Source organism: Martinezella paranaensis (genome assembly GCF_014200235.1).
In the GTDB taxonomy this organism is placed as follows: domain Bacteria; phylum Pseudomonadota; class Alphaproteobacteria; order Rhizobiales; family Rhizobiaceae; genus Rhizobium; species Rhizobium paranaense.
Window position 1 is genome coordinate 61,304 of record NZ_JACHBI010000011.1, and the last position, 25,367, is coordinate 86,670.

General features: G+C 58.8%; 22 protein-coding genes and 1 pseudogene. 9 read left to right on the forward strand and 14 right to left on the reverse strand.

Going from position 1 to position 25,367, the window contains the following annotated elements; translation table 11 throughout:
- Positions 1 to 84 precede the first annotated feature (84 nt).
- A complete protein-coding gene (locus GGD50_RS23550) occupies positions 85 to 957 on the reverse strand; it encodes a recombinase family protein (protein WP_246451469.1) in 873 nt (290 codons plus the stop codon).
- On the opposite strand from GGD50_RS23550, the gene GGD50_RS32835 reads away from it, so the two are divergent.
- From GGD50_RS32835 to GGD50_RS23580, 7 genes are all read left to right on the forward strand, one after another.
- Entirely contained in the window at positions 868 to 1,101 is a 234-nt protein-coding gene (locus GGD50_RS32835) for a hypothetical protein (protein WP_246451475.1), read from the forward strand. The genes GGD50_RS23550 and GGD50_RS32835 overlap by 90 nt on opposite strands.
- Before the next feature lie 432 nt (positions 1,102 to 1,533).
- A complete protein-coding gene (locus tag GGD50_RS23555) occupies positions 1,534 to 2,688 on the forward strand; it encodes an RHE_PE00001 family protein (protein ID WP_004129902.1) in 1,155 nt (384 codons plus the stop codon).
- A gap of 329 nt (positions 2,689 to 3,017) precedes the next feature.
- Positions 3,018 to 4,955: an HAD hydrolase family protein gene (locus GGD50_RS23560; protein ID WP_004129899.1), complete on the forward strand. Its 1,938-nt coding sequence runs from the start codon at positions 3,018 to 3,020 to the stop codon at positions 4,953 to 4,955.
- Complete coding sequence (locus tag GGD50_RS23565; protein WP_004129896.1) at positions 4,952 to 6,079, forward strand: phosphoribosyltransferase-like protein; 1,128 nt, start codon at positions 4,952 to 4,954, stop codon at positions 6,077 to 6,079. The genes GGD50_RS23560 and GGD50_RS23565 overlap by 4 nt, the downstream gene beginning before the upstream one ends.
- Positions 6,021 to 8,000 (forward strand): ORC-CDC6 family AAA ATPase, encoded by a 1,980-nt coding sequence (locus GGD50_RS23570; RefSeq protein WP_343070011.1) that lies wholly within the window; start codon positions 6,021 to 6,023, stop codon positions 7,998 to 8,000. Before GGD50_RS23565 ends, GGD50_RS23570 begins: the two co-directional genes overlap by 59 nt.
- Entirely contained in the window at positions 8,001 to 9,098 is a 1,098-nt protein-coding gene (locus GGD50_RS23575; RefSeq protein WP_004129891.1) for a hypothetical protein, read from the forward strand.
- Positions 9,099 to 9,116: 18 nt separating this feature from the next.
- On the forward strand, positions 9,117 to 10,193 hold the full coding sequence (locus GGD50_RS23580) for a carbohydrate kinase family protein (protein ID WP_004129889.1): 1,077 nt from the start codon (positions 9,117 to 9,119) through the stop codon (positions 10,191 to 10,193).
- A 10-nt stretch (positions 10,194 to 10,203) separates the two neighbouring features.
- Here GGD50_RS23580 and GGD50_RS23585 read toward each other — a convergent pair whose 3' ends face one another.
- The 11 genes from GGD50_RS23585 to GGD50_RS32850 all read right to left on the reverse strand — a co-directional run bounded on the left by GGD50_RS23585 (position 10,204) and on the right by GGD50_RS32850 (position 22,549).
- Positions 10,204 to 10,443, reverse strand: a complete 240-nt coding sequence (locus GGD50_RS23585; protein ID WP_004129887.1) for a hypothetical protein — start codon at positions 10,441 to 10,443, stop codon at positions 10,204 to 10,206.
- The gene (locus GGD50_RS23590; RefSeq protein ID WP_004129886.1) at positions 10,433 to 12,046 is read right to left on the reverse strand and encodes a patatin-like phospholipase family protein; all 1,614 of its coding nucleotides are present in this window, start codon (positions 12,044 to 12,046) and stop codon (positions 10,433 to 10,435) included. The genes GGD50_RS23585 and GGD50_RS23590 overlap by 11 nt, the downstream gene beginning before the upstream one ends.
- A gap of 402 nt (positions 12,047 to 12,448) precedes the next feature.
- On the reverse strand, positions 12,449 to 14,155 hold the full coding sequence (locus tag GGD50_RS23595) for a UvrD-helicase domain-containing protein (RefSeq protein ID WP_004129884.1): 1,707 nt from the start codon (positions 14,153 to 14,155) through the stop codon (positions 12,449 to 12,451).
- A gap of 5 nt (positions 14,156 to 14,160) precedes the next feature.
- On the reverse strand, positions 14,161 to 15,939 hold the full coding sequence (locus tag GGD50_RS33370) for an ATP-dependent nuclease (RefSeq protein ID WP_004129881.1): 1,779 nt from the start codon (positions 15,937 to 15,939) through the stop codon (positions 14,161 to 14,163).
- Positions 15,940 to 16,102: 163 nt separating this feature from the next.
- Positions 16,103 to 16,987: a hypothetical protein gene (locus tag GGD50_RS23605; protein ID WP_004129878.1), complete on the reverse strand. Its 885-nt coding sequence runs from the start codon at positions 16,985 to 16,987 to the stop codon at positions 16,103 to 16,105.
- A gap of 297 nt (positions 16,988 to 17,284) precedes the next feature.
- Entirely contained in the window at positions 17,285 to 17,893 is a 609-nt protein-coding gene (locus GGD50_RS23610) for a hypothetical protein (protein WP_004129870.1), read from the reverse strand.
- Entirely contained in the window at positions 17,890 to 18,222 is a 333-nt protein-coding gene (locus GGD50_RS23615; protein ID WP_004129867.1) for a hypothetical protein, read from the reverse strand. The genes GGD50_RS23610 and GGD50_RS23615 overlap by 4 nt, the downstream gene beginning before the upstream one ends.
- Before the next feature lie 345 nt (positions 18,223 to 18,567).
- The gene (locus tag GGD50_RS23620) at positions 18,568 to 20,184 is read right to left on the reverse strand and encodes an amidohydrolase family protein (RefSeq protein WP_240535562.1); all 1,617 of its coding nucleotides are present in this window, start codon (positions 20,182 to 20,184) and stop codon (positions 18,568 to 18,570) included.
- Positions 20,185 to 20,363: 179 nt separating this feature from the next.
- Positions 20,364 to 21,530, reverse strand: coding sequence for an endonuclease/exonuclease/phosphatase family protein (locus GGD50_RS23625; protein WP_240535561.1), 1,167 nt, complete (start codon positions 21,528 to 21,530; stop codon positions 20,364 to 20,366).
- Positions 21,531 to 21,789: 259 nt separating this feature from the next.
- On the reverse strand, positions 21,790 to 22,149 hold the full coding sequence (locus GGD50_RS23630; RefSeq protein ID WP_343070013.1) for an SOS response-associated peptidase family protein: 360 nt from the start codon (positions 22,147 to 22,149) through the stop codon (positions 21,790 to 21,792).
- 97 nt (positions 22,150 to 22,246) lie between these two features.
- On the reverse strand, positions 22,247 to 22,549 hold the full coding sequence (locus GGD50_RS32850) for a hypothetical protein (protein ID WP_246451478.1): 303 nt from the start codon (positions 22,547 to 22,549) through the stop codon (positions 22,247 to 22,249).
- Positions 22,550 to 22,671: 122 nt separating this feature from the next.
- Here GGD50_RS32850 and GGD50_RS23640 point away from each other — a divergent pair.
- Positions 22,672 to 22,980, forward strand: a pseudogene (locus tag GGD50_RS23640) (hypothetical protein); the annotation flags it as partial.
- Positions 22,981 to 23,292: 312 nt separating this feature from the next.
- Here the strand turns inward: GGD50_RS23640 and GGD50_RS23645 are convergent.
- Both GGD50_RS23645 and ligD read right to left on the reverse strand, forming a co-directional pair.
- Complete coding sequence (locus GGD50_RS23645; RefSeq protein ID WP_004129855.1) at positions 23,293 to 24,066, reverse strand: SOS response-associated peptidase; 774 nt, start codon at positions 24,064 to 24,066, stop codon at positions 23,293 to 23,295.
- A gap of 61 nt (positions 24,067 to 24,127) precedes the next feature.
- Positions 24,128 to 25,180 (reverse strand): non-homologous end-joining DNA ligase, encoded by a 1,053-nt coding sequence (ligD, locus tag GGD50_RS23650; RefSeq protein ID WP_004129850.1) that lies wholly within the window; start codon positions 25,178 to 25,180, stop codon positions 24,128 to 24,130.
- Here ligD and GGD50_RS23655 point away from each other — a divergent pair.
- On the forward strand, positions 25,179 to 25,364 hold the full coding sequence (locus tag GGD50_RS23655) for a hypothetical protein (RefSeq protein ID WP_037155997.1): 186 nt from the start codon (positions 25,179 to 25,181) through the stop codon (positions 25,362 to 25,364). The two genes, ligD and GGD50_RS23655, sit on opposite strands and share 2 nt — an antisense overlap.
- The last annotated feature ends 3 nt before the right edge of the window (positions 25,365 to 25,367 follow it).

Consider the following 25,367-nt stretch of genomic DNA (forward strand, 5'->3'; position numbering starts at 1 on the left):
CAAGCACGGATTGGAAGGAGATCTCCGCCGGGAAAGGAAGCTCGCGGGGCAAAAAGCGCGGGCGCTCCCTTATGAATCAGCTAGTCAAGGACGAACTAACCCGAAGCGATGTGCCTCGTCCAACAGCGCCCTAACGGAAGAGGGCTGCCACCTCCTGCCACCACGCGCCGGCCGTTCCCCCATCTGATCCAGTTGCGCGGCAATGTCGCGCAGCGACAAACTGGGGTCGGCGATGGTGATCGCGGCGACCAACTTCATCAAATGATCTTCGGGCGCGCGGCGCGGTGAGCGGGCCAGCAGCTCTGGCTCTGCAAGCTTCTCACGAACCATCCGATGCACCGCGCGGCGTAATCGTTGGACCGTCCAGTGATGACCGCGACGGTTAAGGACGCGCACGACGTTGTCCCAACTATGCTGTGGCCTGAGCTGCCTCACGGTCGGCAGCCAGGTCTGTGCCGACGAAATCAGTTCGTCGAGATAAAGTTTCTCGCGTGCTTTCGACACCGCCTTGATCGCCTCCGGTCGGCGCTCGCGCAGACCGGGATTTCCGGGAAGCTTCCCTCTGGCTTTCGCAGCCTTGATGCCAGCTTTGGTTCGTTCGGCGATCAGGGCGCGCTCAAGCTGGGCGACGGCGCCGAGCACCTGCAAGGAAAACATTCCCTGCGGCGTGGACGTATCGATCGGATCGCGCAGCGAGCGGAAATGAACTCCGCGCTTTTCGAGGTCTTCAATCACGTGAAGCAGATGGCTGACTGATCGGGCCAAGCGATCGAGACGAACGACGACTAGCACGTCGCCAGAGGTGAGATCCTTCAGCACTTTGGTGAGCACCGGTCTTGTGCGGGATAACCCGGATCCGTGCTCCTGATGAATGCGATCGCAGCCGGCGGCGCGCAACTCATCGACCTGGGCATCGTTGAGCTGATCGTCAGTCGAAACCCGGGCGTATCCGATCAGCCGGGGCCGCGGAGAGGGGGAGCTGGCGATTGCAACCTGGGGCATTCGTTCTGGCTCTTTTTTGATGGCCTTTGTACAGATAATGAATGCATGAGAAAATGGGGATTTGCAAGCGTGTTTTATGACAAAAATGGGAGGCGATAGAGAGCGTTCTATGACGTGAGGCAGGCATCGACCCATCGCCGCCCGAGAACGCACGTCAGCGGGCATCTATGGCGAAAACGCAGGGAAATCGGCTATTTCGGAAGAGGTCGCTCCGGCTCCGGCTTTTTGATGAGGTTCTGACGCCGAGAGGCGGTCGGGGAGGGGAAGAGCTCGACCGGTTCAGCACGCGTTATTTCCGCTCAATCAGGCAGAATTTCCAGCGACCCAAAATGAAAAGCCCTCAAGGGGCCCGGATTTGCGGCTTTTCCGCCAATTCTCACGGACAAATACGCTATCTCTTGCCGCCAAAAACCATCACCTATCGATACGCAGTACTTATCGGAAGTGACAAGTTGCCTCGGCAACAACATCCAGTGACGGACACTAAATCTAAGATAGCGACCGTTTAGTAAATCATTTACCATATTTTCAATGCGTTACGATTTCGCCAAATTGCCCCTCCAGACCCTATCGCGGCCGGTTTCGGACGCCGCATCGTCACTGTCACGTCTCGACGAGCGCATCGCCCGATCGACGGTCGGCTCCGGCTTCCTCGATCGCGCCCACTTTTCCGATGCCTGCGCCTCGCTGTGGCTCGACGGCGAGCTCGTCCATCTCGAGGACCTGGTGCTGCACGACGCCGGCCACGACATCCGCACGCCGACCCACGAGCTGACAATCGCCCGCGACGTGCTTCGCAGCCGCCGGCGACTCGCGGCGCAGCCACCCGGCTGGGCGCTGCGCCCGGATGGTCTGCGCGCCTTGCGCGGGCAGGGGTGGCTTGCACCATCACACGACGACGACGGAGCAGTTGATGGGATCGCCCAAAACACCGTGCCGTTGGCCGCACCCGCTGCAGACGCGATCGGCGGAGGGGAGGGGGACGATCCGGATAAGGATCCCAACGATCCCCTGGCGGAACACCTGGCCGAAATCGACGCCGTGATCGCCCGCTCGGAAGCAGCGCTAACCGAAGCCAAATTGCCCGGGCCGCGCACTACGCGGGACAAAGATCCGCTGGTCTACGATCTCGATTGGGACGAGGACGCACGGCTCGACGAATGGCGCGTCGTCCTGGGCGAAACCGAAGGCCTGCCGCCGGTGTTGCGCGCCGCGCTGTTGCTCGACGCCTGGAACGACCTGCAGGTCCTGCAACACGCGCCCTGGCTCGGCCGGCTGCTGGCTGCCGAAACGCTGCGCCATGCCGGCCTCACGACCGGCGCCCACCTCGCCGCGATCAATCTCGGCCTCAAATCCATTCCCGTCGAACGGCGTCGGCATCGCGCGCGCGACACCCGCCTGCTGGCGGTCGTTAACGGCATCATTACGGCCGCGGAGCTCGGTCTCAAGGAGCATGACCGGCTGGCGCTCGCAAAACATATGATGGAGCGGCGCCTGGTCGGCCGGCGCTCTTCCTCCAATCTGCCGGGTCTGATCGAGCTCGTCATGGCGCGGCCGCTGGTCTCGGCCGGCATGGTCGCCGAGACGCTGAAGGTGACGCCGCGAGCGGCGCTCAGGATCGTCGAGGAGCTTGGGCTCAGGGAGATGACGGGGAGGGGGAGGTTTCGGGCGTGGGGGATAATGTAAGGGTCTTTTCTTTGTGCGCCGCAGCCGCGGATCGGAGATCATCACAATCAAGTCGCATCAAACGTCAATACAACTCATGCTTTACAGGAGATCACAAAACCATACGAAAATACATACACATAAGCGAGCGAACAAAAATCGGGACCTCTTAGTGAGGGCGCTTCTTATAGTTGTTGATGACGTCGCGGTAACGACTTGGGCCCGTTGAATCTCCCGCTGTTTTCGAAGAGATTCAAGCCACAGGGAAAGACTCGACATCACAATCTGCTGTCGGAGCCAAGAGCGGTCGAATCGACAGGAGCGAGGCGATCAGCCTGTACGAGGAGATCATGGCAAAACCGTACGCGAAGGAAATCGACAGCCTAGAAGCAACATTTGCTTGGGCGAAAAGCAAGGATATTGACGATCTGCGGGCGGCGATCCGCACTGCAGGCCTTTTCCCCCTCCAGGCGATCGGTTCCGGTGGTTCACTCACCGCCGCGCATGCGCTTGTTACCCTCCATCAGACATTTACCGGTCGTCTTGCCTCGGTGTCGACACCGCTTGAAGTTTCCGCAGACCCACTCGTCGGCGTGTCCCATTGGCTATTGAGTGCGGGTGGCGGAAACGTGGACATCATCGCAGCCGCAAAAACACTCGTGACACGCGAGCCGCGCCAGCTCGCGATAATGTGCGGGAGAGAAGACAGTCCGCTTGCCGATCTGTGCCGCCGCCATCCCTATGTGGACCTTTTGATCGCACCGCCGCCGGCCGGCAAAGACGGATTTTTGGCGACCAATTCGTTGCTAGGCTTCATCTCGCTTCTCGCTCGGGCCTACGCCTTCGAGCACGATGGCGATCGAGAGTGGCATGCAGCGGTCGCGATCGTCGATCAGCTGCTTTCTGCGCAAAGTGATGCGGTCGCGTCCTGGCGAGCAAAAACCGGCAGCCTTTGGTCGCGCGGCACGACGCTGGTAGTTCATGGCCCGATGACGAAGGTTGGCGCGATCGACCTAGAATCGAAATTCACCGAAGCGGCTCTTGGGAATCTTCAACTCGCAGATTATCGAAACTTCGCGCATGGCCGCCATCATTGGCTCGCCAAGCGAGGAGACATCAGCGGAGTGCTGGCCCTGGTTTCAGATCATGACCGTGCACTGGCGGAAAAAACGCTGGACCTGATCCCTGGGGACATACCGAAAGCCGTTGTCGACCTTCCCGGTACGCCTGTCGCTACCATGATCTCTTCACTCATCGCAGCCCTGAGGATCACCGAGTGGGCAGGCCTGGCGGTGGGAATCGATCCAGGACGGCCAGGCGTGCCGGATTTCGGGCGCAAGCTCTACAATCTGCCCCTGCCGCGGTCCGGGAAGACCAAGCTTGCCCTTTCGATTGGCTCTCGCGACGAGGCCGCGATATCCCGAAAGGCAGGCAAGACTGCCGCCAGTATGGACGGAGAAGAACTTGCTGGCTGGAAGGGCGCTCTGACGGCTTATCGTAAGCAGCTTGTGAACAAGCGATTTTCCGCCGTCGTATTCGACTATGATGGCACGCTTGTTGATACGCGGCATCGTTTTCAGCTGCCACGTCAGGACATCGTCGCTGAGCTGATCCGGATCCTGAGAGCCGGTGGTCGCGTCGCGATTGCCACCGGGCGCGGTTCGTCCGTTAGGAAAGATCTGCAAAAGGTGTTGCCGGAACGATACTGGGACGACATCCTCGTCGGTTATTACAATGGAGCAGAAATTGCGCCATTGAGCGACGCGGCCGTCCCTGATGGAATGGCGGCGTGCTGCCTCGAACTCGCGTCTCTGGCGATTGCGCTACAGCGCCATCCAGAGCTCGCCAAATTCGCCGAACAGACCGACCGGCAGTTTCAGATCACGCTTCAGGCGAAGACTGACGTGGGCGAGGGGAGGCTATGGGACATTGCCCATCAGGTCATCCTGGCGACCGAAAGCGAGGGCGTGAAGGTGACGCGCTCAAGTCATTCCGTGGACATCGTTGCGGCCTCGGTTTCGAAACTCAATGTCGTCGAGAGACTGAGGGGGCAATTGGGGCCGACTCCGATCCTTGCGATCGGGGATCGCGGCCGGTGGCCGGGCAATGACTTCGAGCTTCTGCGTGGCGAAGATTCGCTCAGCGTCGACGAAACGAGTGTTGATGCTGCAAGCTGCTGGAACCTCGCCGAAGCTGGGCAACGCGGCGTGGAGGCGACACTGGATTATATCAGGCATCTCGAGGTCGTGGACGGGCATCTCGGCTTTGTGAAGGATGCGCTGACGTGAACGAAGGACTTGGGCTGCGGATATTGAGCGAGATCATGGCCTGGGACGACGACCAGGCCAGGCGCGAGTTCAGCTGGTTGCGTCTGATGTCGAAGCTGAAATACGACGGCTATCGCGATTTTCAAGCGGGTATGCGGTTTATTGAAAGCCTTGGTACTTGGCTGCAGCAGTTTGATCCCAGCGAGCGCCCCACGGCCTACGCGTTCGTGCGTCAATCCCTGATCTATGTGGGTCAGGCAGAGATGAACCGCCTCGTGGAGCAGTTCTATCCGTCCGTCGTGCGTGAGCGCATCATCAGCATGGTCGCGGCGGAAAAGGGAATTCCGCGCTACCGGGTCTGGGCCGACAGCGATGCGAGAGATGCAGCCGATCGCTTGCGGCGGCAGACGCTCTTCATGGGATTGAGTGACGGCGCCAGGATTGATGGCATCAGGCATAGTAATGTCGGCATCCTCACCAACGAGCAGTTTGTACTGGCGACCCAGCTCGACGAAGACAAATGGCAAGATCTGATCGACGATCTTCGCAAGGACCTCAAGGATCCGGACGCACAGTTCAGGCTGGTTTACTTGATCGACGATTTCGTCGGGACCGGGACGTCGTTCCATCGTTGGAACGAGAAGAAGCAGAAGTGGTCCGGAAAGCTTTCGCGCTTCAAGGAATCGCTTGAGAATGTCGTCGGTGCGCTTTCGGCCAAGGTGTTGTCCCCCGATTGGGAACTCTGCGTGCACCACTATATCGCGACGCATGCGGGCGCTGGCGAGATGGTCAGGCGGGTTGGCGACGCTAAGGACGCTTTGAAAACGGAGGGATGGACGGAGACGATCAATTTCTCGTTTGGGGCGGTTCTGCCGCAGGATCTTCCAGTAGACAAAAGCCCCGCGCCATTCGAGGGCTTCATCGCGCTCACCCAGAAATATTACGACCCGAAGATCCAGACCGAGCATACGGATGTCGGAGGGGTCGAGCACCTGGGACTCGGCTATGGCGGATGTGCCTTGCCACTGGTTCTCGAACACAATACGCCCAACAATTCCGTCGCCATACTCTGGGCAGAGACCGAGGGTGGCGAAGCAACGCCGGCAATGCGTCCGCTCTTCAGACGAAGGCAGAGGCATTCATAGGATCATCATGGTCAATCCCTTCGAGAAACGCGCAACCGAATATCTACGCGACGATGAGGCCTTCCTCGCTGTCGTTACCCCTGAGCCCTTGGCGACCTTCTTCCAGAAACACGCTGAGGAGGGAAAGCTCTATGATCGACTGACAACGATTATTGGGACGCCCGGGAGCGGAAAGACGACCCTTGCGCGGCTCTTTCAATATTCGACATTGCGCACGCTTTTGCGAAATCGCGGCCAGGATATCTATGACGATCTCATCGACACGTTGACGGCCTGTCGGGCGATCACGACCGGGATGCCGTCGGTCATCGGTGCCCGCCTGCCGCTTGAGGGTGAGTACCGCGAATTCTGGGAGTTTCCATATCCCGATGAGCTCAAGAGCGGACTGATGACGGCTCTCCTCCAGGCCCGGACGGTGTTGGCCTGGATCAGGGACGTGCAGTTGGCGGGGGCATCGATCGACGACCTCGAAATCGTGCCGAGACCCGACGCCGATGCGGCGCTCACCGCCATTGGCGGGACAGGTGCGCGGGGGGTGCTGGAGCGGGCGCGGGAAATCGAGCTTGCGATCTACAATATCTCGGCCGCGCTGGTTCCACCTGAGATTGACGAGATCGACAGGGAAGTTGCCGCGGCGGCCTACCGCCCGTTCGATGTCATCGAGACGTTCCTCCTCAAGGAGCACAACCAGTCATCGGTCCTGAAGCCGCTGGTGATCTTCGACGACGCCCACAGCCTGCATCCGGCGCAGTTCCAATCCCTTCAACGTTGGCTCAGCCGGCGCGAGTTGCGAGTCTCGCGCTGGGTGCTGACGCGCCTTGATGCCCTGACGCCGGCAGACGTGCTGGTTGAAGAAAACGAGATCGCGCACGCTGATGAGCCAGGCCTTAAAAAGTCTCGCGAGACAACCACGATATGGATGCAAAGCGGAGGAGATCGACTCAATCAGCGCCGAGCCTTTCGCAAGATGGCCAAAGGGATGGCCAATCGGTACCTCGCGCAGATGGAAATTTTCCACCGTCGCCGGCTCAACGATCTTGGAAATCTGCTTGCGACCTATATCGAGCCGATTTCGCAATCGAAGCGGGAAAGGCTTGCAAGCCACGTCGATAGTCTGCAATGGCGCTTCAAGATCACCGCGGAGCGAAGGACCGGTCTTGAACAGGACATCGCCAACTATCTGAAGGACACAGCCGAAGACTGCGAAGAGATCCGACTTTCCATGCTCGGCGTCCTTTTCCAGCGTTACGCCAAACGCGTGCCGCAGCAGGGACTTTTCGACGATGCCGGGCAGGACGTCGAACCGTCACGCCCGCTCATCGCGGACGACAAGGTCTTCGAAGGCGCGAAAATCCATCTACTTCACAAGCAAGATCGGCCCTATTTCTATGGTATCGATCCGTTATGTGACGCGGGCTCCGAAAACGCCGAACAATTCCTTCAGCTCGCCTCTCGGTTGGTTGCGCAATCCGAGACGCAGCTGATCCGTTCGAAGTCGCCAACCTTAAGCGCGAGCTCGCAGCATTCGCTCTTGCGAAATCGGGCTGCCGAAATGATCCGGGAGTGGGATTTTCCGCACCATCAGCAGGTCAAGAAGCTAGCGGATGGGATTGCGGCGGCTTGCGTCAAGAAGAGCCTTGAGGGTAACGCGTCGCTTGGAGGCGGCGCCAACGCCTTCGGCATACCGCAGGAAGAGTTCTACGAAATTCCTCGCAACCAGCCGGAGCTGGCGCGCATCCTGCAATTCGGCGTGGCATATAACGCCTTCGTCCTCGTTCCCAACCACGGCACCAAGAAGCGTCTCTGGGTTCTCGTTGAGCTGGGCGGTGTGCTTTTGCTTCACAACAGACTGACGCTCAAGCGCGGTGGTTTCCTTGAAAAGCGGACCAACGACCTGGTGCGCATCCTAAACGAGGCTTAAATGGCGCGCGACTGGCGGTGGGACCCCTGTATTTCTCATAGCGGCGACGCTGTTTCCGGATTCATTGACGATTATTTTGCTGATACGAAGCGCAAGGTCATCGTGATCGCCGGGGCAGGCTTCGATCCCCGCGCCTGCGTGATATCGCGAAAGCTGGCCGCCGGCGGGGCGCCGCTACGCGGTCTGTTCCTCCAGGAAAACCGTCCGGATCCCTCGCCCGAACTCGTATCGCGGGCTGCGAAGAATATTGCCGACTTGCAGACGATCGTGCCAAATCACGCGCTTGTTCCTGTCGATATCTTCGGCAGCGACCTCGCCGTGATTGGCGGTCGAAACGTGGCGCGAGCTCTTGCTGGCCAAAATTTTGACGGCATCACGGATGTCGTCGTCGATGTGAGCGCCCTATCGGTCGGAACCAGTTTTCCGATCATCCGGCTCCTCGTCGAGTATAGCGAGCGGGGCAAGGGGCCACAGAACCTCCATTTGCTCGTCGCGCACAATCCCGCTCTCGACGGCGCGATCAAGACGATCGCCAGCGATTCCCCCGGCTATGTTCATGGCTTTGTCGGCGGCCTTACGCTCAACAAGTTCGCCGGGGCGGCCAAGCTTTGGCTGCCGCAGCTGGCGACGGGGAAGCGCGCCGCTCTGGACCGCCTCTATGATTTCGTCTCGCCGCACGACACCTGCCCGATTCTGCCATTCCCATCCATGGACCCGCGGATCGGGGACCGCTTGGCGGAAGAATTCATGGTCGAACTCGACAGCGCCTGGTCGGTCGATACTCGTGACATCGTCTACGCCGATGAGCGAGACCCTCTCGATCTCTACCGGACGATCTTGCGCCTCGACGACCTCAGAAAACCAGTCTTTTCTGAGGTCGGCGGCTCTCGTTTGGTGCTCTCGCCGCTCGGCAGCAAGGTGATGGCACTTGGGGCGCTGATGGCTGCACTCGAGCGGAATTTACCAGTCGCTTACCTTGAGGCTCTAGGATATGATTTAGAGGCATCAGTCTCGGACGCCCCAGATTCACCGCATCTGGTTCATATTTGGCTGGAGGGAGAGGTCTATCCTCAGCCAAGGCCGCAGTTACATACATGATGAAAGGACGAAGGTGTTATGCCGATCGTCGTCGACAGACCCAAAATTTTCGGCACCGGGCTAGTGGCCCTTGATCTTGTCATCGGCCTCGATCCGAACACGCCGGTACAATCCTGGGCGGGCGGCACCTGCGGCAACGTCATGGCCATCATGTCTTATCTGGGCTGGGACGCCTACCCGATTGCCAGGATGAACGGTGATCCTGCGTCCGAACGCGTGCGTACTGACCTTTCATCGTGGGGCGTGCATCTCGATTTTGTCAACTGCGCGCCGACCGGCCACACGCCGATTATCATCCAGCAGATCCGGCGCGGACGTGATGGGACCCCGACGCATCGCTTTCTCTGGAGCTGCCCGCATTGTGGCCAGCGGCTGCCCAGCTACAGGCCGGTCACCCAGGCTTCGGTCGAAGCCATCGTTCCACACCTTCAAAATTCGTCCGTTTTTTTCCTCGACCGTTTATCGCGCGCCGCCCTGACACTTGCCGAGAGCGCAGTCTCGGCGGGCGCAGTCGTCGTCTTCGAGCCATCCGGAAAAACGGACGACAAGCTTTTCGCGGAAGCGCTGGGTTTGGCGCATGTGGTCAAATACTCGGATCAGCGCCTCGCCGACGCGGGACAGGCCATGTCTGAGGGGACAGCGACGCGTGTCGAAATTCAGACGGTAGGAGCCGACGGCCTTCGATATCGCCACCGGCTCGACGACAAGGTGTCGCCATGGATAGTTGTGCCCGCCTTTCCAGTTGCAAACCTCGTCGATAGTTGCGGATCAGGGGACTGGTGCACCGGTGGCTTCCTGATGAAAGCCGCTGGTAGCGGGCTGAGCGGTTTGATGAGCATTGGCGAAGCCGGGCTAAACGAGGCGCTGCGATTTGGCCAAGCCCTTGCCGCCTGGAATTGCGGTTTCGAGGGCGCGAGGGGAGGCATGTATCTCGTTTCGCGACCGGATTTTGATCGGCAGATACGCTCCATTCGCGAGGGACGTCCAACGCTGGCGGCGATCGACCGGACAATCAAGGTTGGTGCGTCGGTTGCTTGTCCAGCATGCCCGGACCAACCGGATAAGCTGCCTCCTGCTGCCCGGTCCGCGGCCTAAGACCCTTTCGTTATTTCAGGAATAAGCCTGTTTTGGCATTGCGGCTACGCACGACAGGCCGCGGGTCAGATTCGACGCTCGCTTCGAATTCGCGAATCTTTTTGGCAAGTTCCGATGCTTTGCGTGCATGATCTGTCGGCTCTGACGCCAGATATTCCGAATACTTGGTTTTGACGGCCGTGCGGACGGCAGCACTGGAGCCGCTTCTGGAACCGGTTTTGGCTGTTCGCGAAAGCATTTTAACGGCCATTGAGCAATTCCCTTTCCACTGTTCTCAGAAACTGGAACTCCTTCAATATAAGAGCTTCCAGCGTATCCAGCAACTCCTGCTGGACATCCTGGTCGAAGTCGAGCTCGACGTCGCTGTCGAGCGTCACAACGACTTTCGTCCGGGCATCGATCTCCAGAGGAACGCAGAGGACCCAGCTAAGATCCCGCCATATCAGTTTTCGCAACCAACGATCCTGCGGAGCCGAAAGACTTCGGTTCCAGACCTCTTCATCACTCTTCGATACGTAAAGTGTCTCATTCTGCCTCCAAGCGTCTCCGATCAATGAGCGTTCGAGAGGTAGACAAATCCTCTCGTCGGACAGGTCGGCATATCCGGAACTGAATTCAAGCCGGACGGTGCGATTCCGTGGCCCGATCGGGATTGCGATGGCGATGCGCGTTGTAAATTGCCGATCGGGGGACGCGGCTGCGGCAAATGCGGCTTCGATAAATTCGTGGCACTTCAATGAGACCGCGTCGCACGTATCGTTGATGCTTCGCGGCAATTCGATCATGCGGGCAATGAGACTTCCATCGCAGAAGGTCTCAGTCTTCTGAACAATCTCCACGGCGCGCGTTCGACCGATGTCGAAGTCGAGAAGGCCGAGATCGACGACCAGACGCTCCGAAGTTAGGCGATCGACACCGCGTTTGTTGAGAATTCCCGACCCGAAGATCATTGTTCTGATGGCGGATCCGATCGTCCATGCTAATTGGGGCGGCCTTTTCACGCCGCCGACACTGATCTCGATGGCCGCCGTTAGGGCATCGCGATCGGTAGAACGCTCGTCGTCGAATGTCCAGGCCGGGAGATTGGAAACGAGCCCTCCGTCCATAAACCAGTTTCCGTCGATCCGTCGTGGCTTGAAGACTCCTGGGATGGCGATTGATGCACAGACCGCATCCGAGACGGCCACGTCTGGGCTAGTTTCGGCGGAGAATACCGTCAGCTCTTGCCTAGTGATGTTTGCGGCCACGATCTTCAAGGGTAGACGGCCCGCCTCCGCGAGGTCCTTGAACGTCACAGGTCTGCCGCGGCGCGAGCCATGATGTTTGACCGACAGCAACTGGTCGAGGCCGGTCTTGACGTTATCGAGAGATACGACGCCTCTCATAAAAAAGATTGCTGCTCCCGTCGCTATTAACAGTGTTGCGAGGAGAAGAGCCAGTGCCGGTTGCGGAAACAGCCAGAGACCGATGACGGCGATCGCGAGGACGGTGAAGCCAACCACCTTCAGCATCCAAATTCGAGCGAGCAGAAACCGGATTAATCTCAGCCTGAACCACGCATCATCGCCAAAAAGCTTGGCAGGCGTTTTCGCGGGCTGCTTAATCTGACCTGCATCAAGATTGTCAGGATCCAGGTCAAGTCGATCGAGAATATTCGCACCCGTCTTATCGGAAAAAATCTCCTCGGCGTCGTAGCCGGCGCAGGCGAGCGCCGCAAGAATCGCGCCGGCAGACGTGCCCGCTAGTCCCGAAATCTCGATACTGTGCTTAGACAATGAACGATAGGCGCCGACATGGCCAAGGCCTCGCGCGCCTGCACCTTCAAAAACGCAATATACCCGCTGCTTTTCCAACCGAAAATCCCACCCAACACGACGAGGCCATCAGCGTCGGCAGCTACAGTGCTAGCCGACAAATCTGCTCCTACACCAGCTCATCATCGATGTCCCGTTGGCAGCGTCCGTATTCATCAGATCTTGCACGGACGACCGGATGAAAAGTTTGCCCGCGGTGGTCAAGGCAGCTGATGACAGCAAGGTGGCGGGCAACGTTTATTCGATGATTTTCCCGGGCTCGGGCATTGTAAGGCCGAGCGCCTCGAAGGAGGCTATGGCTGCTACGCGGTCGCAGGTCACGTCATGAACAAGATAATGGCCGTCAAATAGCTCCACATTTTTTATCAGAGCCGGTGAAGCGGCGTTACCAGAATTGCGGACCGAAGTGATGCTTGCGGCGTCGTGTTGGTCACGGTTTTTTTAAGGAAGGAGCTGGCATGGCTGGATTTCGGGCGTCATGATCGTCAGCGCGCGCCGAGCCCGGGTGGCGGCGACATGGAGGTTGAAGCGGGCAGACCGTTCGCCATCGGCGCCGGGTCTCTGAACGTAGCGTGAGAACAGGCCTTCGAAGACGATGACCTCGTCGAATTCCTTTCCTTTTGCCTTGTGAATGGTCATCACAGTGACACCCTGCTCGGGACGGGTGGTCGCCGCGAATTGGTCCTCAACGACGGCGGCCGCCAGCAAGGCGCGAGCGTTGTTGTAGCTGCCATGAGTGCGCCATGCCTCCGCGAGCTTCGATTCAATCCGCGCGCCGCGTGTTAGAAGCCGCAAATGGCGGGCTTCCTTCGCGAGCGCCTTGAATTCATCCCGGTCGTTCGCGTCGAGCTGCGCGCGCACCGCGCGCCAATCTGACCAAGGATCCCCCGTCAGTTGGATCGCTTCAATGTTCGCCAGGAGGCTTCGAACGCCCGGACCGATACCGCGCGCGCCGAGCCCGTTGAAACCCCGAGCACGGACGGCCCGGGCAATGTCTTTGTACCGGCCTGCCTTTCGGATTGCCGTCGCGGAAGCCTCTTCTGAGCGGCCTAGTTCGAATGCAGCCAAGCCCTCCAGTATGGCGGCGGCATGGTCTTGATCGCTTGGACGCGGCTCCATTAGGAGAGCAATCAGGTCTGCAGCAAGCATGGGGCCTTCGGCCGCGACCAGAATGTCGACCGGATAGGCAGGAAGGCCGTGGGCTGCCTCGGCCATGTAATGGAAGACGCTTGCCGCCAGGGCGTTCGCTGGCACGAGGACTGCGAGGGACCAATCGGGATTCCGGCGCAGCCGCGCGACGGTTCTGAGGATTTCCTGTTTGAGCGGGCGGAGGCTTCGGCCGCGATATCGCGAGACGGAAACGCCTGCATAGGCTGCAGCCGTATATTCACCGGCAATAATGTCATTGGCAAATTGTGCGATCGCCGTGCCGGGACTGCGATTGTTTTCGCTGGCAAAATCAAAGGGCGTTGGGTTAAACGCGGCGATGAATTCATCGAACCGGCGCGGGTGCGCGCCCTTGAAGTCATATATCCTCTGCTTTGGATCGCCCAGCGCGATAAGGCGACTATGCTGCCCGAGCTGGCTGATCATCTGCCATTCTTCGGTATTCGTGTCCTGAAACTCGTCGACGATGATCAGCGGATAGGCCCTGGCATAGGCCCTCGCGAGCATCGGGGCTGCTCGGAAGAGCTCGGTCAATAAGGTCGGAAAAAGATCGAAGGCGATCAAGCCTTCCGTGTCGAACAGCTCTCGTTGCCGGGCCGATCGAGCGTCCCCATCGAGACCTGCAAGATGCGCCCGGGCCTGCGCGGGCAAAAGCAGAGTCACCCCTTGTTTGGCGCAGATGAGGTAGCCGTGGCTCTTCAATATCGTCCAGGCGAAGCCGTGATAGGTGTTGATCTCGATGCGAGACATCAGTGCACGAGGCAGCGTGGCGGTCGCCTGTTCAGCGACGCGCGCCACAGTCGCCCGTGCGAAACTGAGGAACAGCGCCTTACCCAGCGGGCCCAGCCGCGCTGCATCGAGATCGGCACACGCCTTTGCAAGCGCGATGGTGGTCTTGCCTGACCCGGCGCCGCCCCGAACAAGGATATTGCCGTCTGTGCGGAGCAGACGTTGTCTGTGTTCGCATAGGACCAACGCCATTGCGATCACTCGAAGATATTGGGTTGTGCTGGCGGCGGTGGTGGTGGCGCGGCCAAGTTCTTGAGGGCGCTGATGATGCCCAACATGGTCTGCGGAAAATGCCCAACTTGGCATTGTTCCAGGAAAACGGTGAGATAATCGTCGCCCTTCTTATGCTTGAACAAAGCCACAAAGGCAGGGCGGTAAGTCTCGTCTGGCGAGCCTTGCGGCGGCACGAGATTATTCAGAGCCTGCGGCCATTCTCCTACGTCGACGAAGAAGCGCACGAACCAGGCTTGCATCGCAACCGACACCTCGGCGGCAAGCAGGTGTTCGAAGCCGGCATAGGGCTGTTCGAAAGTAGAGTCACAGGAGGCGACGATCGCCTGTCGCTCGGCGTCGGCCTGTTGATCGAAAATCGTGGCGACGGTTTTTCCGAGGCTGCGAAAGAACGTGGCGAACGAAGCGACCGCTGTCTGTCCGCCGGCGTCGAATGGAACCCATCCGAGTGAATCGAGCCGCTGGTAGTGTGCTGGCGCAAGTTCTGCGGCTCGACGGGCGACCGCGCTGTAGGCAACGAGTTCGGTCTTGCCTTCGACGACGATGACGCGACGGGCAAGAAGAGCCTCGCAAAAGCGTGTACGAAAACCATCGCGGAATGTCTTCAGCTTCAGGTTTTGGGGAAGCTCGATATTCGATCCGGTGAGGACACCCGCTGCGCTGCGGGTCATCACCATCATCTGTTCCGGCTGGAACTGCTCGATCACATAGGGGGAGTGTGAGGTGAAGAGGGCTTGGGCTGCGATGCCTCTGACCTTGTCGACGACGCGCTTCTGCACGTGGGGTGGAAGTGAGAGTTCGGGCTCCTCCATCGCAAAGATGACGCGACCGTTGCGACGCTCGGCGATCAGCCCCAGCATGGCGAGCACCAGCGCGTTGATCGTCCCTGAGCCTTGATGCTGGAAGGGAGCGGCATAACCGGGAACACCGGTCGCGAGGAAGGATTTCAGGACGCGCCGCAGATCCTCGCGCGTCAATTCCGAGACGCGAAGATGAGGCGCATCGGCCCATTCGCCCGGGACGATGTCGCGCATAGCGTCGCGAATGGCGGTCAGAATGCGGCCGAACTCAGGGTCGTTGGCGCCGACGACATCGAGGTCGCGGAGCTGCCGCAGCAGCCCTTCCCACATGCGGGTACGCACTTCGTAGGTCTTGAGAATGATGTCCAGGAGCGAGCCACGTTCCATCGAGAGCGCTCGGTTCCCGGTTCGCAGTGCGCGAAGGTGAAGAAAGCCGAATTCGCGTTTGTCGCTGGAACGGCACTCATTGATGGATGTGCCGTCCTCATGCCGTGGCACGGCGAACCATGTCTTGGCGGTGAAGTCATCGTTCTCCGGGTCGTAGGCCCCTTCGAAGCGGATGCGGACCGCGGGCTCGATGCCGGGCTGGCCAAGATTTACTCCCTGACCGGCCCCGAGGAGCGAGCGGTCGGCCTGCCGCCAGAATTCGAGATTGTTGCGGAACTTCGTGCAGTGCTGCTCATCCAAGGCTGCAATGACAACTTCAACCTTGATGTGTTTTTGTAGAGCGCCCTCCACGGGCAAATAATCGCCGCCGTAAAAGTCGTGCTCGTCGATGGCTTGCGTCCGGGCCAATCGGTCTGCGCCGATGGCGAGTTCTATCGCCTCGAATACTGTTGATTTCCCGGTATTGTTGTCGCCGAGCAGGACGGATGTTCCAGAAAAATGGACCTCGGCCTGCTTAATTCCCCGAAAATTCTCGATTTGAACCCGAGCGATGCGCACAATACCCCCCGAAAGCCCCGCCTAGTTGTGATTCTATCAATAGCATTCCGCACCGAGCTTGTCCGACGTGACTAAGTAATCAATGCGGCATTTGCACTCTATGAGAGTGTAATTTTGATCACGGCGAAAGGTTTTGCTAGACGGAGAAAGTCACGATCTAACCCTAGAGTACGAAAGTCTGCCGCGGCCCAGGCCAATCGTCGTTCTCCATTTGAAGGGCGAGATCCGCGCTGGCGATGCGCCGCAAGCTCGATGCCGCGATGAACTGTACACCCAAAGCGAGCTTGACGACCTGCAGCCGCTTCAAGCCTGCAGGCTTGTATCGGCTTTCGACATAGGGCGGCAGCGCGGCAACAACGGCTTGGACACGCGCGTCGTCGCGATGTGGCCGCGTGCCCGCCATGCGGAGGGCAAGCAGCGACAGATTGTGCCCGTCCTTTCCTCTCCTGAAGGACTGAGGGTCAACACCGTCCCAGACGAGAGCCGCTTTCATCGAGAGTTCCGCGACCATGCAAATCGGCTGAATGACAGAGTCATGGCTGAACGTCGTCGGCATCGTGTTCGCCACGTCTTCGATGTTCGATCGCGCCATGCGCCAGAGCGTGATCGCCGCCGGAGCGCCGTGCTCAACTTCATTCAAGCCCATGGTGAGATCATGGAGGTCAGCGACCGCGAGAGCCATCTCACCGGCGATTGTCCGGTCCTGCCGGCACCAATTCCGCCATTCCTCCGCGCTGCTGAAACCGGACAATTCCCAAGGCTGAAGCAATCGTTCGCCGAACACAACTGGGAAAGTGAGCTTTCGAACCTGGTCGACGGATGCAGCGAACCCGATGCCAGCGCCCGGCCAACTCGTGGTGACTTCGGGCATCATGGCGGTGTAAGCGTCCATGATCCGTTTGACGTCAGGGTTTTCGCCAACACCCATGACAAAATTGGAGCCGAGCAGTTCCATTGCGGCACGAAAGGGCCGCTGATGGACGTGGACGCCTTCTTCAGCGTATTTCAGATCCAGCCGGCGAAGCTCGTCTAACGTCCATGCGGTCATGCGCTGCTTTCCTTATGTGCGATTTTCAGGTTTTCCGTATCGGCGGAAGTCCGTTTTTGCGGGTACGAACATCGAGAGATTGCGCTTGGCGCCGAGCCCGTAGAAGTCCGTTCATTCGTTGGACAGATCCCCGAATAGACCTATCATCAAATCGCCGTCGTAGAGCGAGAAAGGGTTTTCGACATAGTGGTCCCGATGGCGAGGCAGGGTGCGCCCATCATTCAGGGACCTGTCGGACAGATGCCAGCGGATGTGTATTGGCCACCAACAATCCGTTCACGCCGCCCGCCCGCCCGCCTAGGGAAGCCGCTTAATGAGGAGTTTGTCCCACACGTTTCGGAGCGGCTCCCTCAGCAGGTCGATGATGACGGAGTGATCCGCGAGGCTTAGCTCCGCGCCGTAGTCGACGATCCCCAGCCCAAATAGCCGCTGGTTCATGTAAATAGACGTCACACGCTCCGCATCGACTGGCAGTGATGGGTTCAGACTGGAAATGTACGGCACCCGGATTAGGTGGCTCATCTCGTTGAAAACGGTATTCAGCCGGGGGAGCACTAGCTTCATCTCATCTGCTTGAAAATCGTAATCGACACGACCGCGGTGTACGGAATCCCACGGCGTGACAACGATCATCTCGAGCTGACCGAAGTGCTCGGTCATCACCTTCCAATCGAAGCTGCTCAAAGAACCACCGTTAGGGTGATTATGCAGAAGCTTTAACTTCTCGCCATTCAGTAGCCGCGCCTTGATCTCGTCGGCCAAGTCTCCGCCTTCTTTCAGGTGGCTCGCATGATGAAGCACCTTTTCCCCGGCTTCATCCAGATAAATATGCTCTTCCGACGACAGCATTGGACCGATGTGATCAAGGATCGCCCGCTCAAGCGGCGTCAGCGTACTGAATGTCATGCGGTATCCTTGGCGCGCTCGATCGTGGCTTCGTACCGCCCATCTGGTAGCTTTTTGTAAAAAATCTTGCCGCCGCGCTTGTAGACCAGCACTTGGATCTGCCCCCACGTATCGATCTTCGTCAGGATTTCGTTTGCCACAACCGGATCATGAATGATGCTCGATGGCGGCAGCTCGAAGCCGGTCTCAAGGTTCGGGGCAACTCCGGGGAATGTTTCGGTCCTTGCGTCCACGGGGATATCAGACGCGTCGATGGTGATCGTGTAGACACCGCCGTTATCGATGACGCTTCTAATGACGTTGAACTCTTCTTCTAAAAACTTGGCCATTTTCCCTCGTATACGCCTCGCACTCTCGAATCTTTCCGGTATTTCGTGGACAGTCATAGCAGATTGCAATCATATCACGAGAAACGCGCGCATGAGTTTCGATTCGGACAGGAGGGTCTTCGTCAAAACTGCTCGAGGAGCCGTTGCATAATGCCGCCGGCAATCTAACCATGGCGAGAGCTGAATTCACACAACTCGGAATTATGTGAGATAGGAATAGCTTGCATAACTGCTGTTGAAGCCCTGCAATCTCCAATTCAATCAACTTGTTAACTGACCTTGTGCAATGGGACTGACGGTTCGAGTCCTTTCACGGCGCTCACGACCGAGCCGGTCGCTGCTTATTCACCGACCAAAGAGACGGGCGACCAGGCGCGAGCTTGCAAAGGGAAGGCGACCCTCATCCAGTCCATTTGTTCGATAGTAGGCGAGAAGCCGCTCGCGCCCCAGGCTTCCCCGTTCCAAGGGAAGGAAACGAAGCGCGTTGCGACGGAAAATCTTGTCGCAAGTATCGTCCGAAAGACCGCAGTCGGTGCGCAGAAAGGCGTTCACGCTTTCGATATAGTGACTATAGCCTGCCTCCTTCCCGAGCATGATCCAGTCGCTTCCGTAAACGATGTGATCGCAACCACTATCGAATTTTTCCAGCCATTTGTTGAAGGACTTCGCAAGGAAGTCTCGTTCTTTCGAGCCGGCCGAAAGCACCTCGGAAAAATAGCTGATGTCGGCGACCACGTTCCGGCCCGGGTTTTCCTTGATGAATTCACCGAGCCGCCATTCCCAACTGCCATCCGGCAAAAGCATTCCTTCCCGTCCAGCCGACCGTGCGCTGAAACGACCGAAATGCGCGATACAAACCCGTAGCTTGGGGAACTCCTTGAACACGGGGATCCAGTAGGCGGGATCGCCCCGCTTTGCATAATCTGGACCGGAACCGTTCGACGAATAGCCATGAGCCAATATTGGGGCATCGACATCGACACAGAGCTTGTAGAGGTCTCGAAGCGCAGCATCGAGTTCCTCGCTGGGGTCAAATCCCAGGCTCTTCACTGTTCGCTCCGGATATGGCGGCTGGTTGCCCGTGGGACGAAAGCCCATCGGCGGGTAGAGCTTGATGCCGACGAAGCCATGTTTCATCAGAGCCGAATAGGCAGTCGCAAGCGAGCTTATACTGCTTTTCCCTTTCCGGAATGCCACTTCCCGGAGCGGATCAAACCCCATGTAGCCGTGGACGACGGGACCGGATTTCGCTTTCGCCATGCGCTGCGAAATCCGATCCATCACCACCATCTGCCGGGGTAAGGGCGAAAAGTCTACATCTTCATAGAGCCACTCATCATAATCGACGAGCGCCGGCGTCAACAGCACCGGATTGAAGTCCTGTGCCTTGCTGTCGGCAACCAGGCGATCAACAAGGACGTACCGGTAAAGGCGAAACAGACTGAACCAATTGAGATAGCGCCCCACAGGATCTTGCCTCAGGAAAGCGCGCTGGCTGGCTCCGCGGGCTTCTCCGATCGTGAGCGGTTCGTTGGCGCGCAGAGTCTTGATCGGGTCACCGAGCATATAATTGAGGAACTTTTCCTCGGAGATAGATGATCGTGTCGCCAGATCGCCCGGGGCTGTCATCGTAACGATCCGCCGCCTCTTCCGATCGAGTTCCAGGAGATGCTGGCTTGTGTCTTCGACCGCCGCCGCGCGCGCTTTGTCGACCGTCAGAGAAGCGGCTTTTCCGTTCCGTCCGGTGTCGAGGAACGCGATTTCCTCATCCGCCGTCGGTGCGCTTCCCGTGCCGAGCAGCTTCAGAAGAAGTGCGATGAATTCGTCGGTCACGTCAGGATCACGCACTGCGAGAATGCGGGCGACCGACTGCTTGGGAAAATCTTCGAAGACGACTTGTCGCAGGAAGCGGGTGGTCGGGAGATCCGACGCATTGAAAACGTGGCAATGAGCGTCGACCAACGGGACGCCTTCGCCCGGTACCGACGGGCTCGGTCGTCCGCAACCCGTAGTCAATGCGACAGCAGACAAAGATGCCTGCGTTAGAAAAGCTCGACGTAGCATAATCATCCCCCAACTCGGCCCCGATGCAATGCAGACATGAAATCCCGCCAAGCGTTCTGATCGTCACAGACGAGGGTTCAAAAATTCAGCCGGGCGATCATCGGGCAGTGATCCGAAATCGCCAATACCTGGTCTTTCCCGTTCGGGGTGCCTGCTTTGTTGCCACCAAGGTTTCCGATGCTCAAATGTTCGGCCGGGCCGTCGCTTTTGATTCCGGGCCCGACGAGGATGTGATCAAGGCCTACCGGATTGCGGCACCCGAGATAATTGTCCGAGGCGAGAAGCTGTGTTTCCGGCGGGGTCAGGTCGCGGATTTCGGCCTGGGTGCAAAGTGCCTGCCCAGCATCGCTGATCTGGCAGTGCTCGTCGAGAATCTTGAGATCGGCGGCCGCTGGCTGCCCATCGGCCACTTCTTCTATGAGAGACCGGGACAACACCCCCGCCGACCGCGGCGACGAGGTCCCGCTGGCGTCGGTCCTGGCCGGCCGCTGGTCGCGCAGTTCATGCCAGAAGTTGCGGTTGAAATCGCCGAGGAGGACCATCCTGGCGCCGTCGGCTGCCGCGTTCTCGACCCAACGTTCGAGCGGATCAATCTGTTGCTGCAGGATCGTGCAATCCTTGTCCGATCCCTCCAGGTTTCCGCCGTCGAATGGCGACACGCAGCTCGACTTGAGGTGGACATCCATGATCCGAAACAGTTTCCCATCGATCCTGAGGGTGAGCGCAAGGCCTGGGCGTGGCCGCTTGTCGTCGGGATTGGTGGGAAGGCTAAGCGCGTCCTCAATGGTACAGGACACCTTTTCGCCCAGCGCTTTCTTCCATGCGATGACCAGGCGCTGCACCTTGTAGCCGGTCACCGGACAGAAATCGTAATCGCTACCACCGTTCGGAAGCACTTCCCGGACTGACTGCTCGCCACTGACTTCCTGAAAGGCGATAATGTCGGCTGGTATGGAACGAGCGATGAAGTTGGCGATTTGCTCCTGCCGCTTGCGGTAGGCCTCGAGATTGACGCGAACGGTTCCGCCAGCGGAGTAAACATTGCAGACGGGCAGGCGGCTGACGTCCCATCCCTCAATCTTGAACGCGTCGACGTCCCATCCCGGTTTGAACCCCGCCTCTTGCGATGCTTTGAACTTGCCGGTGGCGGGATCTTCGACATAGTTCTTCGAACATTCGCCGATCCACTGCCGCACTGTTTCCATGTCCATGTGCCAGCCGAGGTTCCAGGTGGCGATCGTCACCTGGCTTGCCAGGGCGTCGACCGATCCGAACAAAACTATTAGGCATGCTGCCAGATACCGGATCATCGACGCCCCCTTCGCCTCAAAGTTGATCGAGAGGAGTGAATTACAATTTGCTAATCTGCGCAAGAGTTCGGGTACCGCGCCGGCAGCTATTTTTAAACATTCTCACGATCGGCAGCCGATTAGGGTGGCGCTGGAGTTATTCCGGTTCAGCCGACCCGCTGCACAAAAAGGGTGCCCACCGGGAGCGGCTTGATCAACGACTTTCCGGAAACAGCGGGGTCAAGCCAATCTGCCCGGGAGCCGCGTTCCAGGATGACGATCTGCCGATCGTGGTAAGGGGCGAGTCCGGCCCCGGCGCCATCGTCAGCATGGTGAAAGCCTTTCCGACCTCCGGCGTGTCGCGCCAGATGCCGGCAATGCAGAAGATCAGCTCGTCCTTCTTCGTGAACAGCCACTTGTCCTTGCGCTTCTTTTTCGGATCCTCCGGACCCGTGAACTCGTAAAAGCCATCGGCAACGATTAGGCAGCGATTGGAAGCGAACTCCCGACCTTCCGACGGGAAATTATACACCGGCCGCTTGTTCGGTCCGGGCCAGCTCCAGCGCCGCTGCATGAGCTCGGCCTCATCGCGGGCTCCGTCGATCGTCCTGACGATCGGGCCGATATCGGTAATCTTGATGTCCTCGCGCGCTTCGAGGTTCGGCGCGCCTTCACAGCAGATGCTGCAGGTTCCAATGGACCGGCAGAACCAGACAGCGGTCCGGCTCGATCTCGTCGATGGAAACTCTGATCTGCACGGCGTTTGCGGCTTTGAACATTGCCCGAATGAATAAGGTTGGCGGAATATCGTCAAGAAGGCTGCCCGATTGTGGCACTGTATTTGAATTGGATCGTCCCTTGATGGCGATCTCTGCCGGCTTGCGCAGCCTTCGAGGCGTACTATCTCTGGTGTAACCCCGAACTGGAGCGTCGTCATGGATCGAAGCGCGGCCGATACCCTGTCGGAATTCCACATTGAGATTCTTCCGCCGGACCGCGAAGAGAAGTGCGCGGCGGATGCAACGACCTGTCCGTGTTGTCGATGGTTACGTCCGGCGTCGAGCATGGATGACGATGGTTGCGGGATCTGCGACGAATGCCTGGCACCATGACCGCTGGCGGCAAAACACCTCCACCTGTTCTGGCGACGTTTGAAGACGCGCTTGCGAAATTTCCGGACGGCTGTGTCGGCGGATATTTTGGTGGCCGGCCATGGGGCGTGACCGTCAAGCGGTCGGAGGATGGCAAACGGATCTGGCTCTATGGCGAGGAGCTTAGCGGAACAGATATCGTCAGCTTCAACCTCTATCGATTGGCTGAACCGGGTTCGATACTGAAACCGTGCGAAATGTCCTCCGACAAGGTAATCGAATTCGTTCTCGGTTTCGAGCCCAGCACGGGAAAGCTGCGTCTCGAAAATAATGGCCGAAAAATAAGCAGAGGATCTATGTTGCGTTGCAACAGGCGCATGGCTGTACTGCAATCTGAGCGCTGGCGGTCGGAGCAGCCTCTGGTATTCTCAGATCATCGAAGCGATGCACCTCCTCCCGCAGAGCTTCGTGTTTCAGGTGACCCATTCCTCCTCCCAAAGGGCGCCTGACGGAACAGCGGCACTCCTCCTCCCAGCCGTTGTTCAATTCTTTCGAAAAGCCTGCCGCACCTCCTCCCGCGGCAGGCTTTTTCGTTTTCCGATACAATCAAGCTCTGAGTTCAGACGTCAAAGCAGACTGCCCTGTTCCACCGGCTCTCCGGATGTCGAGACGATCGTGGAGCCATAGACTTCGCGCGACGAAATGATCAGCGCGTCATCCGGTAACGGGCGGGCGAGATCCTTGGCCTCATCCCAAGGCGCCCGCATCCAGGTGTCGGTCTCTTCCTTCGTCAGTAGCAGGACCGGCATGGCCTTCTCATGGATCGGCTTCACCAGGCTGTTGGGATCCGTGGTCAAAAACCCATAGAGGTCGTCGGTTGTCAGGCCGTCCCTGACTTTTCGGACACTCTGCCACTGCGGCACATGGATGCCAGCGAAAAACATCAGCGACTTTTGCTCGTCGCGGGCGAACCAGGCATTTGGCACCTTGCCACCTTCTTCCTGGCTGGCTGGATCCGGTTCCGCGAAGCTGGTGACCGGGACGAGACATCTGTTTTCGACGCCGAACCATCGCTTCCAATGCGGAAAACTGAGCTTGCGCACGTTGGTCGTACCGCGGTCGGGCTCCATGCGGATCAGCGCTTCGAGATCGAATGGCTTACCCTTGGCCGCAAGTTTCTCGGCCTTGGCTTTGGCCGTCTTCTCGAGCGCGAAGCGCGGGGAGGGCAGTCCCCAGCGCGCATGGACCAGTTGTTTCTTCCCGTCCGCGGTATTGCGGACGATCGGCCCCATCTGATCGGGGTTCATCTGGTATGCCGGCATCAGGTTGATCAGGCTTTCGGCATCCTGGGCCCACTTCGCGACCCAGTCCCTGTCTTCCATGCGATAAAGGTTGCACATGCTAGATATCTACTCCACCGAGCACGAATGGGCGACAATCTAGCGTATAAGGCTGATTTCGCTAGTCGAGCCGGAAGACGTCGGCATTGTCCTGCCGTTCTCGCAAACCCTTGTAAGACGGATGGCGAAGTTTCCCATCCCACGTCCAGGCGCGGAACTCGATCTCGGCGATCAGGGTCGGTTCGACCCAGACAATATCGGAACTTCCGGAATAGGGCAGGGGCGGCTGCTTTCGCTTCCAGCGTAGCTTGTCCAGCATCTTTCGCAACCGGATGGTTTCCGTTTCCTTGAAGCCTGTGCCGACACTTCCAACGTGGACGAGATCGGCTCCGCGATAGGCAGCAAGCACCAACGAGCCAAAGCCGGCAGGGGACGCCGAAGACATCTCATAGCCGACGATGAAGAGAGCCTCGCTCTGGACGCACTTGATCTTCACCCAATCCCCGGTCCGGCCGGAGCGATAGGGCCGGTCGAGGTGCTTGCCGACGATGCCTTCCAGGCCGAGGCGGCAGACATGCTCAAGGAGGACGGCTGGTTCGGCGTCGAGTGTTTCCGATAGCCGAATGCCACCGTCTTTGCCGGTCAACAGGTCATCAAGGAGATGTCGGCGCGACCGGTATTCAACACCCCGCAGATCGTGTCCATCGAAATAGATGAGATCGAAAGCGTAGAAGATCGCATCAGAAGCTCGGTTACCCGCTTGTTTGCCAGACGCGCCGAGCGATTGCTGCAGCAGCCCAAAATCCGGCCGCCCCTCTGCGTCGAGCACAACGGCCTCGCCATCGATGATCATCGTCGCCGGCCCGAGCGCGCGGGCCGCTTCTAGGATCGCCGGAAACCGGTGCGTCCAGTCATGGCCGCCGCGGGTGAGGATCCGGATACCCTGCGGCTCGATATGAACGGCGAGGCGATAGCCATCCCATTTCACCTCCCAGCTCCACTTGTCTCCCTTTGGAGGATGGCTCTTCAATTGCGCCAGCGCGGGCTCGACGCGGTCGGGCATCGGATCGAAAAGCAGCTGCGGCTGGGCCGGATTTCGCTTCACGCGCGGCTTTGAGCGGATCGGAGCCTCGGTGTCACGAACGAGCGGTTTTGATCTCGGAGGCTTCGTCATGGCGGCAGTTCAGCAGAAGAACCTTAAAGACACTGTGACGATACGCCATTTGTCCCCGCAATCCACACCGAAGAGGCGCGGGCGCTCCGAAAAAAACTCAGCCGGCGCTACCGGCCTGATTCTCATGGATATTCTTCTAATTCCTCATGTTCAGGATAATATTCCCATCCTTCCGGTTGCTTGACTC

What these genes read in the sequence shown, in the direction of transcription:
- GGD50_RS23630 (WP_343070013.1), bottom strand. Translation starts at nt 22,149, where the DNA reads ATGCAGCGGCGCTGGAGCTGGCCCGGACCGAACAAGCGGCCGGTGTAT.
- ligD (WP_004129850.1), bottom strand. Translation starts at nt 25,180, where the DNA reads ATGACGAAGCCTCCGAGATCAAAACCGCTCGTTCGTGACACCGAGGCT.
- GGD50_RS23595 (WP_004129884.1), bottom strand. Translation starts at nt 14,155, where the DNA reads ATGGCGTTGGTCCTATGCGAACACAGACAACGTCTGCTCCGCACAGAC.
- GGD50_RS23585 (WP_004129887.1), bottom strand. Translation starts at nt 10,443, where the DNA reads ATGGCCGTTAAAATGCTTTCGCGAACAGCCAAAACCGGTTCCAGAAGC.
- GGD50_RS23560 (WP_004129899.1), top strand. Translation starts at nt 3,018, where the DNA reads ATGGCAAAACCGTACGCGAAGGAAATCGACAGCCTAGAAGCAACATTT.
- GGD50_RS23610 (WP_004129870.1), bottom strand. Translation starts at nt 17,893, where the DNA reads ATGACATTCAGTACGCTGACGCCGCTTGAGCGGGCGATCCTTGATCAC.
- GGD50_RS23555 (WP_004129902.1), top strand. Translation starts at nt 1,534, where the DNA reads ATGCGTTACGATTTCGCCAAATTGCCCCTCCAGACCCTATCGCGGCCG.
- GGD50_RS23605 (WP_004129878.1), bottom strand. Translation starts at nt 16,987, where the DNA reads ATGACCGCATGGACGTTAGACGAGCTTCGCCGGCTGGATCTGAAATAC.
- GGD50_RS23580 (WP_004129889.1), top strand. Translation starts at nt 9,117, where the DNA reads ATGCCGATCGTCGTCGACAGACCCAAAATTTTCGGCACCGGGCTAGTG.
- GGD50_RS23645 (WP_004129855.1), bottom strand. Translation starts at nt 24,066, where the DNA reads ATGTGCAACCTTTATCGCATGGAAGACAGGGACTGGGTCGCGAAGTGG.
- GGD50_RS32835 (WP_246451475.1), top strand. Translation starts at nt 868, where the DNA reads ATGAATGCGATCGCAGCCGGCGGCGCGCAACTCATCGACCTGGGCATC.
- GGD50_RS23655 (WP_037155997.1), top strand. Translation starts at nt 25,179, where the DNA reads ATGGCGGCAGTTCAGCAGAAGAACCTTAAAGACACTGTGACGATACGC.
- GGD50_RS23615 (WP_004129867.1), bottom strand. Translation starts at nt 18,222, where the DNA reads ATGGCCAAGTTTTTAGAAGAAGAGTTCAACGTCATTAGAAGCGTCATC.
- GGD50_RS23575 (WP_004129891.1), top strand. Translation starts at nt 8,001, where the DNA reads ATGGCGCGCGACTGGCGGTGGGACCCCTGTATTTCTCATAGCGGCGAC.